Here is a 17,682-nt window from a genome sequence, read left to right as displayed (position 1 = left end):
TCACAGATCGGCCAGCAGGGCTGCAAGTTCCGGGTCCATTTCTTCTTCGTCATCTTCGGACCCGTCACCAAAGTCGACATCATCTTCATCCCCAAAGGACGACAGGAAATCATCAAGATCGTCCGCGTCATCCTCTTCTTCGGCTGCGTCATCGCCGCCTGCCAGTTCGGCCATCAAGGCCGCCATTTCGGGATCGTCGTCATCTGCATCATCATCGCCGAGATCCAGATCCGAAGTATCGTCGTCCAGATCCGTTTCCAGATCAAAATCGTCGTCATCCGAGGTATCACCCGATTCAGGCTCAGGTGGGACATCCGGCGACGGCTCGGGCACCGGAACGCCGGTCCATGGGCCCAGAATCTCCTGCCCCGCGACCGAGTTGAATGATCCCAGACGGATTTCATCCCGGCCCTTGATCGACAACACCGGCATGTATCCGCGTTGCACGGAATGCTCATGTTTTTCCATCGTGATATTGCGCTCGGTACAAGGCAACGCCACCTGATCACCATAGCGGTCATTCACGAAATGGAAGGGTATGCCACCAAGGCTCATGACCGAGCCCAGCTTCATCGCCTTGCCATTTTGCTTGAACGACCGCGCCAGCAAGATCGTTACAAGAACCGCCGGATTGGCCCAGAGCATACCGCGCAGCCCTTCGGTTTCGGTGAATTCCTCAAAGTCGAATTCGTAAATCGGTTCCGACTTGGCCCCATATGGACGCCGCAGCAGGAAGCGGGGCGAGGCAAGCCCTACATGCCCGGCTTCGGGCATCGCACGGAACGTGTCCCATGCCTTGACCACAAGTGGATGCCGATCCTCTTTCTTGATATCCAGATAGGCCGGTGTGATGGCGCTGATGAACGGCGCATCCACATGGGCTGCCACACGACCGATCCGGCCCAACAGTTCGGCATGTGGTGGCGTTTCCTCGAATGTGTAAAGCCCGATCAGCGCAGAATACCCGCCGCGACCGTTTTCTTCATCCAGCGGTTCTTCGGTCAGCAGACGCACAAACCCGGTTTTGGCCAAATCTTCCTCGGCGGCCAGATCAGCGGCAATCTCTTCGGCGGACACATCGTACAAGATCACATCCAGCGTATCGTCATCCTCGACACTGCGCGCGATCAGGTCCAGACTGCGCCACTGCGCCTCAACCGATTGAAACTCGGGATGATGCAGCACCATCCGCATCGCGGCGCTCAACGCCTCATCCACTGCGGTTTGCATCGCTGTAACGTCGGGGCTGGGCAGCTTGCGGATATGCGGACCAACCACCCGTTTCAGCAAGTCATCCACCGGAGAGGCCTGCGCCAGTTCTCCGTCGGTGTCGCCGATCAGTTTCTGAAAATCGCTGAGTTTCAGGTCAGCGCGCACCGTGTTGCCACCCGAGGTTTTACGAGGGGGCACAACAGCCTTTCCAAATTCCTCACCCCACGCAATCAGCTGCTTGGCGGCATGATCAGCCGTACCACCGGCGCTGAGCTGGCTTTTCAGACCCGCAAGCCCATCAAACAGTTCGACTTTTTCATAGAGCTCGTCGGGATGCAGATCATCCAGTTCCCCCAGCTTGACCTCAATCCCCGTACCATCCTTACCGATGGGCAAAACCAGAGTGGTCGCAAAGCTCTCGATGACCTCCTCGACCGTATCCGGGTCCAGCAGAATCGGCTTACGCGCCGCCAGAGCATCTCCGGTTTCGATCTGGCCACGGGCCGAACGGCCTGAGAAATCGCCGAATAGCGCAATACGGAAGCGCGTGCGTTTCAGGCGTTCGGGATCGGGCCTGTCGGCACTCATCCGACCAAAGGCAAGTTCCGGTTCGCCGCCGGGCTCTGCACCCTTGGGCGCGGGGGGGCTTTCTGATGCTTCCGTCGTTTCATCATCACCCAGCAAAGCATCTAGCTCATTGCTGACATCTTCGGCCACGTCAGAGTCGTCCTCGGCCAGCAAATCATCCAGATCAAGGTCCAAATCATCGGCATCCGCATCGCCCGACGCCTCATCCTCGGCCTCCAAATCCCCCAACAGATCGTCGAGATCTAAATCATCCGCCTCGACCTCTGATTCATCCTCCAGCAGATCGTCCGGATCATCCGATCCTTCGTCCTCAAGATCGAGATCACCCAGAAGGTCATCCAGATCGTCATCCGAACTATCCTTGGATATATCCTCCGAAAGGTCGCCAAGAAGATCATCCAAATCTATGTCATCGTCACCAGCGGGTTCAACCTCAGGCGCGTCCTCGGAGAGGCCCTGAAGAATTTCATTCGATGCGTCATCCTCTTCGACCTCATCCAGAGCTAAATCCGAGAGATCCCCGAGCAAATCGTCCAGATCGCTATCGTCTTCGACCTCAGGGGCGGCTTCAGCGAGGTCGCTCAGAATGTCATCCGAGCCCTCTTCCTCGATGACGTCCTCAACCTCGGGCATCGAGCCGAGAATATCGTTCGTCGCATCGTCCTCATCGATGTCATCCGGGGCCAGATCAGATAGATCGCTCAGCAGATCGTCCAGATCACTATCATCTTCTGCGGCCTCCTCGGGGGCAGCTTCAGCAAGGTCGCTCAGAATGTCATCCGAGCTCTCTTCCTCGATGACATCCTCAACCTCGGGCATCGAGCCGAGAATATCGTCCGTCGCATCGTCCTCATCGATGTCATCCGGGGCCAGATCAGATAGATCGCTCAGCAAATCGTCCAGATCACTATCGTCTTCGGCAGCCTTCTCGGGGGCGGCTTCAGCCAGGTCGCTCAGAATGTCATCCGAACCTTCGTCCACGGTGGTATCTTCAACCTCAGGGATCGATGATAGAACGTCCTCAAGACCGTCTTCCTCATCACGCTCCTCAGGCTCCAGATCAGCGAGATCGGACAGAATGGCATCGCTCTGTTCATCCGGTTCGGTATCCTGGGCATCAGGCAACGAGGACAAGGCATCGTCGAGCGTGTTGTCTGGAGCGTCATCCTCGGGTGCGATATCGGCAAGACTGGACAGAACATCGTCCGAGATGTCTTGGTCTTTCGCTGTTTCCACCTCTGGTAGACTGGCGAGCGCGGCGTCAGTTGCGTCATCCTCGGGCACATCCTCGGGGGCCAGATCAGCAAGACTCGATAGCACGTCAGAGGATCCGTTGCCTGTATCTTCTGCCGCAATCTCGGGGAGCGACGACAGAGCATCCTGCAAGGACGTATCTACAGGCGCATCCTGAGGCGCGGCAGCGGCAAGGTCCGACAGTACACCATCACCTGTATCCTGCGCCTCATGTTCGGTCGCTTCGGGCAAAGATGAGAGCGCATCATCGATTGAGCTATCAACCAGCTCATCCTCTGGCGCGGCCTCGGCCAGTTCCGCCAGAACCTCCGCGGACTTGTCTGTTTTCTCGGGGCTCTCAACCTCTGGTAGCGACGCCAACGCGTCCTGAACCGAGGTATCTTGCGCCGTATCTTCGGGCACCGCCTCACGCAGAGCATCCAACGCGGCGGCGTGGTCGTGGTCTTGAACCGGGCTGCTGGCCAAAGAACTCAGCAAAGCAGGATCGGCCAGTATCTTTTCGATCAGGGTTTCGGCCCCCGCCTTGCCGTCCATATAGGCCATCAGCGTCGATAATTGCGTCCGCGCCTCAAGCAATTTGCTCAAGGGTTCAATCTTGGCCGCAATCTGCGCCGGATTGAAATCGGCCATCTTCTCAAAGGTCAGGTCAACAGCAAGATTGCCCTCGCCTGTCAGCGTATTGGGCACCGAGAATTCGACCCGGGGAGCCATCGCCTTCATCCGGTCGTCAAAGTTATCGATATCAATCTCTAGGAACTTGCGGTCTGAAACCGCAGGTGTTTCGGCGGTAGATTTGCCCGACAGATCGCTGAGCACACCCATGACGAAAGGCAACTGAACTTTTTTCTGCGCGCCATAAAGCTCGACATCGTATTCGATCTGAACCCTTGGCGCACGATTACGGGCGATGAACTTTTGCGAACTATCAGCCATTGGTTTGCCCCTTGAGTTCTGCGACCTCGCGGCGCAACGCTTTGACCTCTTGCATCAGCTCCATCACATGTTCATCAACGATATCTGTTTCGCTGCGGACGAGATCGCGCAGGTGCGAAAATTCTTCAACCGATTCATCCTCAACCGCGGATTGCATCGTATTTACCAACAGGCCAATAAACAGGTTCAGGACCGAAAACGCGGTAATCACGATGAAGGGTACAAAGAAGATCCAGGCGGTCGGATGGACCTCCATCACCGGGCGCACGATACCCATGGACCAGCTTTCCAGCGTCATGATTTGAAACAGCGAATAAAGCGACCGCCCAAGCGATCCGAACCATTCGGGGAAGTCGGGGCCGTACATCAGCGTCGCCATCACGGCGAAAACGTAAAATACGATTGAAATCATGATGATCACCGCACCCATGCCGGGCAGTGCATCCAGCAGCGCTTGAACCACCGAACGCATCTGCGGAATAACCGACAGCAGCCGCATAGCACGGATAACCCGCAACCCCCGCAAGGCCGACAAACCGTCGCGGTTGGGCAACAGGCCCAGCGTTACGACAACAAGATCAAAGATATTCCATGCATTTTTGAAGAAGGACAGCCGGTAGGCGTAGAATTTCACCAAAAGCTCGGCCACGAAGATGCCAAGAACGACCTTGTCGAAAGCTACCAGAAAATGCCCGACATTGGCCTGAACTGCAGGTGAAGTAGAAAGGCCCAGCGTGATCGCATTGAAGATGATCACGCCCAGAATGGTGTTGGTCACGGCCCTGCGCTCGACAAATTCCCGGGCACGTTCACGCAGCGTGGGGTCAGGGGCCGTACGAGATTCCAACGGGTTCACTCCTTAAACAGGACGGGCAGCGACGGAATTCATCCCGGCGCTGCCCGCGATATTCACCTTATTTTACGGCCTTGACGATCTTGGCACCGGATTTGGCAAGAGCCTTACCTGCGCTGATCATGAAGTTTGCGGTATCTTCGTGATCTTCCGCGAATTTGATCGCCTTGGACAGCTTGCCGCCGTCCCAGATACCCTTGGTTTCAAGATCCTTGATCGCCTTTGCGGCATCTGCCTTCAGCTCGTCATACTTCTTCTTTTTGACTTCAAACTTTTCGAGCTTATACGCCATCTCTTTCGCCAGACGTTCCGCCTCGGCGGCCTCGGCCGAGATGGCCTTGTCGGGATGACCTTTCATCTTGTCGGCATTTTCACGGGCTTCATTGGCCTTTACCAGCGCTTCGTTCATATGCTTGCGCATCAACAGCATCCGCGCCGCGCCATCCTCAAGGTGCTTTTTCAGCGACTTCACATGGCCCGAGGTTCCGGCCATCAACAACTTGACCTTCTCTTTCGGCCCAAGTTTGCGGAATTCTGACGCCTTCTTTTTCTTTTCCTGATAAGCGACGGCCTTGTTGATCGCTTCGATGTCCTTTTCGATCTTATCAAGGAAGCCTTTGTAGCTGTCATATTCCTTCTTGATGATCTTCCCGCTGGAGATCAGAGCCCCAACGCCGGTGCCAATCGCAGCCGCAATGACAACCGCAGCGACACCACCTGTCAGAACCGTCGCCGCAATGGACGCAGCTGCCACAGCCAGCGTGATCAGAACCAGAGCGGTGATTTTCAGACCCGTCTTGATCTTCTTGCGGGTCATCTTCTTTTTCAGCTTTTTCTCGACATAGTCATAGACTTGTTCCATGCAGGTCGTCGCCAACGACTGAACTTCGCTCTGAAAGGTTTTGAGACCCTGTTTGATCAGCTGGTTTGCAGTTTCGATAAACTTCTTCAGCTGATCTTCCGAATAGTCTTTTTTCTCGATGTCCTTTTCGGTGCCGTCCATTGCCTTTTTGAACTCGGCCGAACGCTTTTTCTCAAGCTTGGTAAAGTTCTTTTCCCACAGCTTGGCATAAGCGGCCCGCAACAGCTTGGTTTCCGTTTCGTCTTCACCCTCTGGCACGGCGTGAGCGACCGTGAACTCGCATTTGGGCTGCTTGAACATTTTGCCCTTGTACCCAATGTTCAGTTTCGCGCTTGTGGTAAATGCAGCCATTTTCTTTCTCCTAGTATGCTATGTGCTACGACCGTCGGTTGATCGCCCTTAGTCAAACCCATAAGTGAAGTCGCCGTCTGTGACATCGATCACGACTTTGGAAACTTCTTCACCCTCCATCATTCTTTTTAGAAACTCCGCCGAGATATCCGGCAACATGGTGTTGGTCACGATCGCATCGATCATGCGGCCACCGCTGTCCAGTTCCTGACACCGGTTGACGATCTCATCGACCACGGCATCGGTGTATTCGAAGGGTACACCATGTGCCTGTTGAACGCGCTTCTGAATCCGACCCAATTGCAGCTTGGTGATCTCACCCAGCATGTCCGGGCTGAGCGGATAATACGGAATTGTCACCAGACGCCCCAGCAGAGCGGGCGGGAAAACCTTGAGCATCGGGTCCCGAAGTGCCTTGGCCATCCCTTCAGGATCGGGCATCAGATCTGGATCGGCGCACATGTCCATGATCATCTCGGTGCCTACATTCGAGGTCAGCAGGATCAGCGTGTTCTTGAAGTCGATCACGCGGCCTTCGCCATCCTCCATGACGCCCTTGTCGAAGACCTGAAAGAAGATCTCGTGCACATCCGGGTGGGCCTTTTCGACCTCATCGAGCAGCACTACAGAATAAGGCTTGCGTCGCACCGCCTCAGTCAGAACACCGCCCTCACCATAGCCGACATAGCCAGGAGGTGCGCCTTTCAGGCTGCTGACTGTGTGGGCTTCCTGATATTCTGACATATTGATGGTGATGACGTTCTGTTCGCCACCATAGAGCACCTCGGCCAGCGCCAGCGCGGTTTCGGTTTTGCCGACGCCGCTGGTGCCCGCCAGCATGAATACCCCGATGGGTTTGTTGGGGTTATCAAGCCCCGCACGGCTGGTCTGAACCCGCTTGGCGATCATCTTCATCGCGTGGTCCTGACCGATCACGCGTTGAGCCAGACGGTCTTCAAGGTTCAAAATCGTCTCGATCTCGTCCTTGACCATTCGGCCCACAGGGATACCGGTCCAATCGCCGACGACGCTGGCCACCGCCTGATGATCCACGATGGGCAGGATCAGCGGGCTGTCGCCCTGAACCTCTTCCAGTTCGGTGTTCTTGGCTTTGAGTTCCGCCAACAATGCCTCGCGGTCGATGGGCTGCGCATCCGGGGCCTCTTCGGTCGCGGCTTCACCTTCGGCGGTGCCGGTGCCCTCGACCTCCTGCCCGCCTGCGCGCAGCTTGGCCCGCAGGTCGAGGATTTCTTCGACCACTTTCTTTTCGGCCTCCCACCGCCCATTGAGTTCGGCCAGCCGCGCCTCTTCCGCCTCTTTTGCGGCATTCACCGCCTCACGCCGGTCGGCAACGTCATAGCCTGCGGTCTCGTCGCGTTCGATGATCTCCAACTCGGTCGTCAGAGCCTCAATCCGGCGCTGGCTGTCATCCACTTCCGCCGGAACCGCGTGCTGAGACACGGCAACGCGTGCGCAGGCCGTATCCAGCAGGCTGACGGATTTATCCGGCAATTGCCGCGCGGGGATATAGCGGGCCGAGAGCGTCACCGCTGCTTCGATCCCTTCATCCAGCACCTGCACGCGGTGGTGTTTTTCCAGCATCGACGCAATGCCGCGCATCATCAGAACCGCCTTTGGAATATCGGGTTCTTCGACATGCACGACCTGGAAACGACGGGTCAGAGCCGGGTCTTTCTCGATGTATTTCTTGTACTCGGCCCATGTGGTCGCGCCGATAGTGCGTAGCGTACCGCGCGCCAGCGCCGGCTTCAGCAGGTTGGCCGCGTCACCGGTTCCGGCAGCTCCGCCCGCGCCCACAAGAGTGTGTGTTTCGTCGACAAACATCACAATCGGCGTCGGACTGGCCTGAACTTCGTCAATCACCTGACGCAGACGGTTTTCAAATTCGCCCTTCATGGACGCGCCCGCTTGCAGCAGACCCACATCCAGCACCAGCAGGCGCACATCCTTCAATGCCGGAGGCACGTCGCCCCGCGCGATGCGCAGGGCAAAACCTTCGACCACAGCGGTTTTGCCCACCCCAGCCTCACCGGTCAGGATCGGGTTGTTCTGACGACGGCGCATCAGCACATCGACAATCTGACGGATTTCCTCGTCCCGACCAACAATCGGATCAATCTCGCCATTGCGGGCCTGTTCGGTGAGGTCGGTGCAGAACTGCTCCAACGCCTCGCCTTTGCCCATCGCGCCGGGTGCCATCGCACCACTGGCCTCGCCGGGTTCTGCACCGCCACCCACGTTGGAGCCATCCTGCGCACCCAAAGTATCTTCGGGCGAGCCATCCGTGGCCTCTCCGAAGCTGTCCGCCAGATCATCCGCACCAATTTTTGCCAGTTCCGGCGACATGCTGGCCAGTATGTTGCGCAACGCAGGCGTCTTGAGCATCCCCAAGATCAGATACCCCGTGCGTACCTTGCTGTCGGAATACAGCAGCGAGCCCCAGACCCAACCACGCTCCATCGCATCCATCAGATGATCCGAAAGGTCCGAGATCGAGGACGCCCCGCGCGGCAGCATGTCCAAGCTGCGCGTCAGTTCCGAAGCAATCTTGCCCGGGTCCAGATCGTAGTGCTGGATGATGCGATGAATGTCGCTGTCTTGCCCGTTCAGGATCTGATGCAGCCAGTGCTGAATCTCGACATACGGGTTGCCCCGCATTTTGCAGAACACGGTGGCCCCTTCGATCGCCTGATAGCCCAGCTTGTTCAGTTTGCCGAACAGCGATACACGGCTGATTTCCGTCATCTTCAATACCTCTCGTTGTGGGCCATTTCTTCGGCCTCAAATTCTTGGTTCATGTATCCGGGATAAAGGATCAGGTCGTCCGCATCCGGTCGCGCGACGTCCGGGTCGTCTCGCGTTCGTATCCAACTGGTGTGACCCAACTGGGTTGTACCGCCCAACGATGCGCGTGGAACCTCATCCCCTGACAGGACCAGATTGACCTCCCAATCCAGCGTGTCGCCCGCATATGTACGCAGAATGGATTCCAGCCTTTGCTGCGAAACCCCGCCCGGTAACAGGCGCTTGTAGTCGTCCAACGACAACGGCCCGATCCGAACGCGAAACTTCGCAGAACGCGACCAGACACGGTTTCCGATACTGGTCGACTGACCCAGCCGAGCGGGACCACCCAGTTGCCATGTATCATCGGGTTCAAGTTCAAGCCATGAACCCACAAATTGCTGAATATGCGCCTCAACTCCGAAATAGTCCGAGATGATGGCGATCAGTCCTTCGACAGTCTTGGTTCCAGACCCCAGATGCCCCGCAAAGAAACGGCGCAGCATGTCCGGCATCGCATCGCGATCCGTGAAATCGGACCCTTTGAAACCGGCCAGCGCGGCGACGCGCTGTTCAAATGGATCATCGCCACGGTCGAAACTCGGCGCGGGCTCAGCTGCTGCCCATGCGCGATAAAGCAGACTCATCAGACGATGAGTCAGCATGTCGGCAAAGGCAACAAAGGTCGGATCACGGTGATTACGCTGACGGTCGCGGGCGAATTCAGTCAGGTGCAAAGGCAACGGACCTTGCGGACCAAAAAAGCCAAAGAACAAGTTGCTCAGCTTGCCGGGATTTGTATCTGAGGCCGGTTCAAATCGTGTCAAAGTATTCGGTGGAAAGGCCAGCGATACGTCCTGCCCAAGACGCACCTTGTCCTGACGGGGTCGACGGGATTCACCCAGACGGGGCGCATCGGCATAATGCGCCTCGATCACCCGAAGCGCCTGAAAGACGTGATGTCTTTCAGGATCTGCCGCCAGTGCGGCAAGCAGGCTCAGATGATCCTGCCCAGGCCGGCTGCCGGTCGCCATCTGGCAATCTCTCCCCTTCGTTCGGTTTTCAGCACAGTTTCGGTGAAACTGTTGATCGTCGTGTATTTGCGGAAAAACCGTTCCAGCACAGCACCCAAAACATAAACACTTGTGCCCTCATAAAAACTTTCATCAAAGGCCAGCGTGATTTCCAGACCCCTGACGGCGGTGCTGAGCACCTCATCGCTCATGCGGCGCACGATGGGACGGCTGGTGACAGACACCACGCCCTCCAGTTGTTTTTCGGTCACGCGATTGCCCAGCGGTGCGTAGATCCCCAGCAATTCGCGCAGTGCCCCGGCCCCGCCTTCCTTGCCATCACCGGCAATCGACAGATAGTTCAGGCTCAGATGACTGATCAGTTTCCACGCCGCATCACCCTGTGCCAGCGTTGCATGAGGGCGTGTGGGTGTTACCGGCGTTCGAATAGATTTGACCGGCCCGCCATCTGGCAAATGAAACACATTCTCACCGCCCGCTGCCAGCAACATCGGCAGATCGCGGTTTGAACACAGCGCTTCGACCGCAAGCTGATCCAGCGATCCGGGATACGGCGCCTGTGCGCGATCCACCAGCGTCAGATACACTTCCGATCCCAAGTACGAGGTCCGCACACCACGCAGCCGTTCCTTTTCATTGCGTTGGCGCATCCGGCGTTTGACGGTGTAATAGGCAGAGTGATTATCCCCAGCAGCGGTCAAATCGGTATCGCTATAGAACGGGCGGAAAGGTATGTCGCCCTCTTCTTCAGACTGAATACCTGTCACGCGTTCAATTGAGAAAATCTCGTAGTCCAACCCGGCTGTACGGTTCGGCACCACATGATGCTGGGTATCCATCTGAGTAATATGCACCCGGTCACAGCGACGTCGAAACAGGTTTACCGCCGGAACCGCGTTCAACGTGAAGGCCGTCGGCGTCACCGCCGGGGCCACATCCCGCATTCCATCCTGCAGCAGGATATAAATATCCACATCATTGCCTGCCGACTGTTTCAGAGCCGCATTTAACCCGGTCAGTTCCACAAACAGGAACCGTTCGGGCATCGCGAAATACTCCTGAATCAAGCGATAACCGTCAAAGGACTGGCGCGGGGTTGGCAACAATGCCTCGTCTGGGCCGAACCCTTTGGGGATCACATCCGCTTCGCTCAGCCGCACGGTCCAATCCGCGCGCCGGTCGGTCGAGCGCCCGGTCAGGCCGACGCATTGAGTCGATAGCAGTTCATGTAATGCCCAGGGCTTGCCGCTTTGCGTGTCCAGATGCAGGACAAGGTTTTCCATCTCCAGATCTGCCATCGGCTCGCCATCTGTGCGGTTCAGGCGCAATCGGATACCTGCGCGGGCGTCGGTTTCTTTCGCAACACCCGCCGCAACTAGTTCACCACGCCCGTCAATATATTCGGCCTCGGTTATTTCGATAGGCCATAGTGTCAGGTCCGAGGACGTCACAAATTCGCAAGCGGTCTGCTCACCCTCGGCCAAACGCGCGCGCAATGTTGTACCGCGCGCGATAGGATATCCCTCTTTCAACGCAGCATTGCCCACGTCCGGTTCGAGCTGCGCTATCATCATAGATGGCGTCGGGGCCAGATAATGCGGATAGACGATTTCCAGCAGGTTTGACGTGAACGTCGGAAACTGCATCTCCAGTTCCAACTGAACGCGCGCGGCTAGAAATGCGCTGCCTTCCAGCAGGCGTTCGACGTAAGGGTCGACAACTTCGATCCCTTCCATCCCCAGTCGGGATGCGATTTTGGGATAGGCGGTCGCGAACTCGGCCCCCATTTCACGCAGAAAAGCCAGTTCGGTCTCATAGTGTTTCAGCAGTCGCGTATCCATGCGCCTAGCTCCGCTCAATCGCGACTTCGCCGGTGGTCACATCCACCCGGCTGCGCAGATAAAGTTCCAGCGGCATGGGCTGTGCCCACATCACGGCGCGGATATCAAAATCGACATGCATTTCGCCTGACTTCATCTTGGACCGCAGCTCTACCGCGACCGAACCTTTTACGATCCGGGGTTCGAAGACCTCTATTGATTCCGCGATGGATTTCTGGATGCGCTGCGCCTGTCGCAGTGTTGAAAACGAGCCCGAGGTCTGGCGAATGCCATAGTTCAGAACCGATTTGGCCGCGTATGGATAGTTATCTTCGTCGATCAAGTCAGATTGATCCGTCGTATTCAAAAGCATCGACAAATCGCGCTGGATGATCTCGCGCAGTCGGCCAACATCGATCACCCGCGCATCGCGCCCCTCTTTCTTCTGGTCCGGCGCGTCGTCGGTCAGCCGGTCAAGAAGCGAAGGTTGTAGTCGCTCGGCAAGTGTCTTCTCAGCCATCTCCTGCCGTTTCCCCGGCCTGCATTGCCACGTCGAGAACCAGTTCGCGGATATCTAACAAAGCGACGTCGGACTTGTCGGTTGTTAACAACCGTTGACCCAATCCAACAAAAGTCTCGCCCCCCGCGTCAGCCCAGCTTGTCGCCCGTGCCAGACGCGCGGCATCGTCGCCCTGTTCCGTGGTTCCGGCATAGCGCGTCGGGATCAGCGCCGCGACTTCACCGCCGCTGGCAACCGTCAGAGTGCAGGCCGTCCAGACCGCGTCGCGCAGGTCGCTGGGTGCTTCGATATCCAACCGCACGATCTGCGCGAAGGGCAGCCAGAAATAGCGGCCATTCACGATGACCTCCAGCACCGGCCCCAGTCGCATATCTGCATCTGCGATCCACTCGAACGCCTCGCCATTGACCGTTCCAGATGTCGCAGGCGCTGCATCGAACGCACGCCCGCGCATCTCGGCCGCCTGATCAAAATGGCCACCCGCAGTCAGTTTCTGTGCTTCGATTAGATGGGCCAACCACTCTTGCGGCTCGCCAAAGATCATCGGAGTTTTCTCACCCGCAAAAACCTTTTCGCGGTAAACCTCGCAGATGATCGCCTCGCGATAGGTTTTGGCCATCATGGTGGCCGCCTCATCCATTTCCGCGCTCAGCTTTAGCTGGGTGATCGCACGTTTCCAGTCGCCCATCACGCAGAGCAGCTGAAACAGAAAAATCCGCAGCTTGGCATCTGCGGGATTGGCGCGAATTTTGTCTTGTAGCGTGGCCAGCGTGGCCGCCAGATCGCCTGATTTAAGATGCTCTTCCGGCGTCATGAAACCCTCGCGCAGTCAGGATGAAGAAAATGCGAAAGGCTCTGGCGATGAAATACCGCCAGAGCCGGATCGTTTCGGAAAATCAGCTGACGTCGCCGGTTTCCAGGTTCCACTTGAACTCGTTGCAATCGCTGAGTTTGCCGGTCTTGAAGTCCGCGATCTTGTATTTGATCGAGATGCCGCGATAGGCGACGGTCCAGCTTTCGGTCGGGATCGAATCTTCGCCGCCATCCACCGAATAGCTGTCGATGATCGCATCGCGCAGGGTGATGATCAGATAAGGCTCCATGCCCTTCTTTTCGTCATCGCCAGACCGGCACAGATGAATGATCATCTCGCCATTGGCCTTGCCCGACGCAACATAAGTCATCAGTTTTGCAGACGCTTTGCTCAGCTCGGTGTTCAGCGTGACCTTGCCGAAATTCGCGTTCGCATAGCCGCGCTGGGTGGTGCCCATGTCGCTCATGTCAAGCGTTCTGGCAACTTCCCAGTTGATCGATTTACACGCGATCCAGTCTACGTGTCCTTTTTCCCGGGCCTCGCCAGGGAAGTCCATTTTTGCAAATACGTTTTCCATTTTGCCTTCCTCTAAGGTTGATGTCTTTGAAATACTGGAGAGCAAAAGCTGCGGCAGTGAAACACATCACATGCCACAAACTTTTTTGGTCTTTATCCAGCTTTTTCGGACGGAAGTTTCGAGACCAGACGCAGCGAGACCGAAAGGCCTTCCAACTGATAATGGGGGCGCAGGAAGAACTTGGACGTATAGTATCCCGGGTTCCCTTCTACGTCCTCGACCACGACCTCGGCCGAGGCCAGCGGCTTGCGCGCTTTTTCCGCTTCGGCAGAGATGTCGGCGTTGAAATCCACGTACTGGTTGATCCATTCCTGCAGCCAGGTTTCCATGTCCTGACGGCTTTTGAACGAACCGACTTTGTCGCGCACCATGCATTTCAGGTAATGCGCAAAGCGGCAGGTCGCGAACAGATAGGGCAAACGCGCTGCCAGATTGGCGTTCGCAGTTGCATCTGGGTCGTCATACTCGGCCGGTTTATGCAGCGATTGTGCGCCGATAAAGGTCGCCGAATCGCTGTTTTTCCGGTGGATCAGGGGCATCATGCCGTTCTTGGCCAGTTCCGCCTCGCGCCGGTCCGAGATTGCAATCTCGGTCGGGCACTTCATGTCCACGCCACCATCATCGGTGGGGAAAGTATGCGCGGGCAGGCCTTCGACTGTACCGCCACTTTCCACGCCGCGAATCCGCGAACACCAGCCAAATTCCTTGAAGGACCGGTTGATATTCACCGCCATGCCATAGGCCGCATTGACCCAGCTATAGCTGTCGCTGTTGGCGCCGGTGGTGTCTTCCTCAAATGCGAATTCCTCGACCGGCTCGGTTTTCGAACCATAGGGCAGACGACCAAGGAAACGCGGCATCGCCAGACCGACATATTTGGAATCTTCGCTTTCGCGCAGAGACCGCCATGCGGCGTATTCCGGGGTCTGGAAGATCTTGGTGAGATCGCGCGGATTGGCCAGTTCCGACCAGCTGTCCATCTGGAACAGGCTGGGCTTGGCTCCGGTGATCAGGGGTGCGTGGGCTGCGGCAGCGATCTTGGACATCTCGCCCAACAGTTCGATATCCTGCGGGCTGTGGTCGAAATGATAGTCTGCAACCAGCGAGCCATAAGGCTCACCACCGAACTGACCGAATTCTTCTTCATAGAGTTTCTTGAAGATCGGTGACTGATCCCATGCAGTACCTTTGAACTTGCGCAGGGTCTTGTGCATGTCCTTTTTCGAGATGTTCATCACGCGGATTTTCAGCATCTCGTCGGTTTCGGTGTTGTTCACCAGATAATGCAGACCGCGCCATGCGCTTTCCATCTGCTGGAAATCGGCATGGTGCAGGATCAGGTTCACCTGCTCGGTCAGCTTCTTGTCGATCTCGGCAATGATCCCTTCGATCGAGCGCAATGCGTCGTCCGAGATCAGGCCGGTATTGGCCAGTGCCTGTTCGGCCAGCGTTTTGACCGCGCTTTCAACGGCAGTTTTCGCCTGATCGGATTTCGGGCGGAACTCTTTGGTCAGCAGTGCCTCGAATTCCGAGGACCCAAACGCTGTTGCGCCTTCGGCGGCTTCTACCTTGGCTTCTTCTTCGGCCATCTTTTATTCCTCCTCGGCGGCATCGCCGCCCGGCTTGGGCTGGGCTGCCAGTGTCTTCAGCAAGCTGGGGTCCTGCATGATCTTGGAAATCAGATCCTCGGCCCCGGTCTTGCCATCCATGTAAGTCATCAGGTTCGACAGCTGAGTACGAGCGTCCAGCAGTTCCTTGAGCGGCTCAACCTTGGCGGCAATCGCCGCAGGGCTGAAATCATCCATGCTCTCGAACGTGATATCGACGGCCAGATTGCCTTCGCCGGTCAGCGTATTGGGCACTGTAAACGCGGCGCGCGGGGCCATCGACTTCATCCGGTCATCGAAATTGTCCACGTCGATTTCAAGAAACTTGCGATCGGCCACAGCAGGCTGTTCGACCTCGGATTTACCGGCCAGATCGCTCATGACGCCCATGACAAAGGGCAATTGGACTTTCTTTTCGGCTCCGTACAGCTCGACATCGTATTCGATCTGCACCCTCGGGGCCCTATTCCGGGCTATGAATTTTTGTGAACTATCGGCCATCTGATGCTCCTCGATTCATCCATCAGTGTTTATTTTCAATCCGCTACCCGGCGTTTCCGGTGTGGATCAGTAATCGTCGTCGTCTGTCTTGAGCCCGCCGATCTGGCGCACCTCATCCAAGCCCTCTTTTGCCATGTCTTCGATAATCGTCATAAAATCGGCATTAACAAGGCGCTTTGCCCGCTCCAGCAGGATAGGCAGCGGGCTGGAGGGTTCGCAGCGCGCATAGTAGTCCATGATACGCTCCAGCATCATGGTCACATCATCAGGGGTATTGATCGCGCCGCCCGACGGACTACGCGCGGGTGCGCCCGGCGCAGCAGCGGCAGCGGGTGCATCATCATCGCCGCCATCTTCTTCGGTCAGATCACCAACATCCGCATACCGCGCAAGCGCTTGCTTGATGCTTTTCAGTGCTTCGGACAATGGATCAAGATCCGGCCCTTCGCCCGGAGTCTTGTCGGTGAAGACCGCGTCAATAGCCGCCACATCATCTAGCGCGGATGCAGCGGCCTCGGCATTTGCCGCAAGCACATCGTCATCGGTGTCCTTGAATGCTGCCGCAACCGAGTTCTCATCCGGTATGTCGTCAAGATCAGCAGGCATGTTAATGCGACCATCAACGACATCCAGATGGCGCAAAGTCATTTTCCCGAACATGCGACTGTCGGTCAGACCAGTCCGACGCAGCGCGCGCACCATCCGATCCGATGATGCAATCCCACGCACGGCGTTGATGCGCATCGTGGCGTCGCCATCGTCTTCGTCCAGCTCAGGGTGGCACGTATCCCAAAAGTCTTCTAGCAGAGACTTAATGTAGCCTATCGAACTTGCAAATGCGGTCAGTCCCTTGGTGTGCAATACCGCCTCAGCCAGATATACAGCGGCACGCAGGTCGTGGCTTTTCTCCATGACAGCCAGCGCCTTGGATTCCACGTCGCTCCAGTCTTGCTCTTCGGCGGCGACAACCTCGTCACCCATCTGACGCTCTTCACCGGGCTGCGCCGCGATTTCGAGATCGGTGAATGCCGGATCATATTCAAGATTTTCGCCACTCGGGGGCTCGTCGTCCCTCGGCTCCAAGTAAGATGATAGGTCCATGTTCTCCCCGAAACGCCTTTCTATTGCGCAGCTTATTGTGCTTTTTGTCGCTTAGCGCAGCGCCGAAGGCCATGTGTATGAATTAGTTCACATGACCAGACAACTGGCAATTTATGAGCGATTGATGCGCTGCCTTTGTGGTAAATCAGCCGCATCCGTCGGCCAAAGTCAAATCGAATATGCGTATTCTCCTCACCTGGCATGGGTTCCCTGCAACACCTCCGGGGCGACCGGACGTACGCCGTTGGCGACCACGCTGATCGGTGCCTGATTTTCTTCTTTCCGCCTGCCCCCTGTTCCTGCAATGATCAGGCCAGCGTCACGAATGCTGCGGTTCACAGGAAACAAAGCCGGATCAGGCATCACACCCGGCCTCAAGTGGACTCGGGCAAAGTATGGGAAAGTTGACGTAAGGGAACAAGGGAAAACAGCATGAGAAACAGCATCATCGGCGCAATTGCACTGGCCATGTCTGCAACGGCAGCTTTGGCCGATGACGGTAAATTGTCCATCGAACTCAATAAGTTTGAGGCCGGTGACACAGGAGGGTGCAGGGCGTTTTTCCTGTTCCGAAATCAGACGGAAAACAGTTTCGAGAATTTCGAAATGTCGCTTGCAATCTTGGATGGCGATGGGGTGATCGACCGTTTGCTCTCAATCGACGCGTCTCCCTTGCCGGTGCAGCGCACCGTTCTGAAACTGTTTGAGATCCCTGAAATCGACTGTAACAACATCTCGGAAATTCTGCTGCACGACCTGCCAGCCTGCAAACCCCAAAATGCCGATCCGGTGGATTGCTTCCCATTGCTGTCGCTCAGAAGCAAAACCTCGGCCAGTCTGGCGCAATAAG

The 17,682-nt window shown here is 56.7% G+C and carries 13 protein-coding genes and 1 pseudogene; 1 reads left to right on the top strand and 13 read right to left on the bottom strand.

Features of this window, described 5'->3' with window-relative positions; all coding sequences use genetic code 11:
• From ACR0FG_RS02555 to tssA, 13 genes and pseudogenes are all read right to left on the bottom strand, one after another.
• Positions 1–2,781: a type VI secretion system contractile sheath domain-containing protein gene (locus ACR0FG_RS02555; RefSeq protein WP_480890152.1), complete on the bottom strand. Its 2,781-nt coding sequence runs from the start codon at positions 2,779–2,781 to the stop codon at positions 1–3.
• Positions 2,782–3,504: 723 nt separating this feature from the next.
• Positions 3,505–3,987, bottom strand: a pseudogene (gene tssB / locus ACR0FG_RS02550) (type VI secretion system contractile sheath small subunit); the annotation flags it as partial.
• Positions 3,980–4,834, bottom strand: coding sequence for an ion transporter (locus ACR0FG_RS02545; protein ID WP_170710789.1), 855 nt, complete (start codon positions 4,832–4,834; stop codon positions 3,980–3,982). The gene ACR0FG_RS02545 and the pseudogene tssB (ACR0FG_RS02550), both read right to left, overlap by 8 nt.
• 67 nt (positions 4,835–4,901) lie before the next feature.
• Entirely contained in the window at positions 4,902–6,053 is a 1,152-nt protein-coding gene (locus ACR0FG_RS02540; RefSeq protein ID WP_170710790.1) for a hypothetical protein, read from the bottom strand.
• A gap of 48 nt (positions 6,054–6,101) precedes the next feature.
• Positions 6,102–8,819 (bottom strand): type VI secretion system ATPase TssH, encoded by a 2,718-nt coding sequence (gene tssH, locus ACR0FG_RS02535; RefSeq protein WP_480889757.1) that lies wholly within the window; start codon positions 8,817–8,819, stop codon positions 6,102–6,104.
• A gap of 2 nt (positions 8,820–8,821) precedes the next feature.
• On the bottom strand, positions 8,822–9,892 hold the full coding sequence (gene tssG / locus ACR0FG_RS02530; protein ID WP_480889755.1) for a type VI secretion system baseplate subunit TssG: 1,071 nt from the start codon (positions 9,890–9,892) through the stop codon (positions 8,822–8,824).
• Entirely contained in the window at positions 9,856–11,733 is a 1,878-nt protein-coding gene (tssF, locus tag ACR0FG_RS02525; RefSeq protein WP_480889753.1) for a type VI secretion system baseplate subunit TssF, read from the bottom strand. The genes tssG and tssF overlap by 37 nt, the downstream gene beginning before the upstream one ends.
• A 4-nt stretch (positions 11,734–11,737) precedes the next feature.
• On the bottom strand, positions 11,738–12,232 hold the full coding sequence (tssE, locus tag ACR0FG_RS02520) for a type VI secretion system baseplate subunit TssE (protein WP_170710794.1): 495 nt from the start codon (positions 12,230–12,232) through the stop codon (positions 11,738–11,740).
• Positions 12,225–13,046, bottom strand: a complete 822-nt coding sequence (locus ACR0FG_RS02515) for a type VI secretion system accessory protein TagJ (protein WP_480889750.1) — start codon at positions 13,044–13,046, stop codon at positions 12,225–12,227. Before ACR0FG_RS02515 ends, tssE begins: the two co-directional genes overlap by 8 nt.
• Before the next feature lie 82 nt (positions 13,047–13,128).
• Positions 13,129–13,623, bottom strand: a complete 495-nt coding sequence (locus ACR0FG_RS02510) for an Hcp family type VI secretion system effector (protein WP_170710796.1) — start codon at positions 13,621–13,623, stop codon at positions 13,129–13,131.
• A gap of 92 nt (positions 13,624–13,715) precedes the next feature.
• Positions 13,716–15,212 carry a type VI secretion system contractile sheath large subunit gene (gene tssC, locus ACR0FG_RS02505; protein WP_170710797.1) on the bottom strand — a complete coding sequence of 499 codons (1,497 nt, stop codon included), beginning with the start codon at positions 15,210–15,212 and terminating at the stop codon, positions 13,716–13,718.
• 3 nt (positions 15,213–15,215) lie between these two features.
• A complete protein-coding gene (gene tssB / locus ACR0FG_RS02500) occupies positions 15,216–15,731 on the bottom strand; it encodes a type VI secretion system contractile sheath small subunit (RefSeq protein ID WP_039526464.1) in 516 nt (171 codons plus the stop codon).
• 66 nt (positions 15,732–15,797) lie between these two features.
• Positions 15,798–16,832: a type VI secretion system protein TssA gene (gene tssA / locus ACR0FG_RS02495; RefSeq protein ID WP_480889747.1), complete on the bottom strand. Its 1,035-nt coding sequence runs from the start codon at positions 16,830–16,832 to the stop codon at positions 15,798–15,800.
• Between the two features lie 432 nt (positions 16,833–17,264).
• Here tssA and ACR0FG_RS02490 point away from each other — a divergent pair, with 432 nt between their 5' ends.
• Positions 17,265–17,681 carry a hypothetical protein gene (locus ACR0FG_RS02490; protein ID WP_170710800.1) on the top strand — a complete coding sequence of 139 codons (417 nt, stop codon included), beginning with the start codon at positions 17,265–17,267 and terminating at the stop codon, positions 17,679–17,681.
• The last annotated feature ends 1 nt before the right edge of the window (position 17,682 follow it).

The sequence above is a fragment of the Ruegeria sp. E1 genome (genome assembly GCF_056534225.1).
The sequence above is the reverse complement of the archived record's forward strand: the minus strand, read 5'-3'. Positions and strand labels throughout refer to the sequence as shown.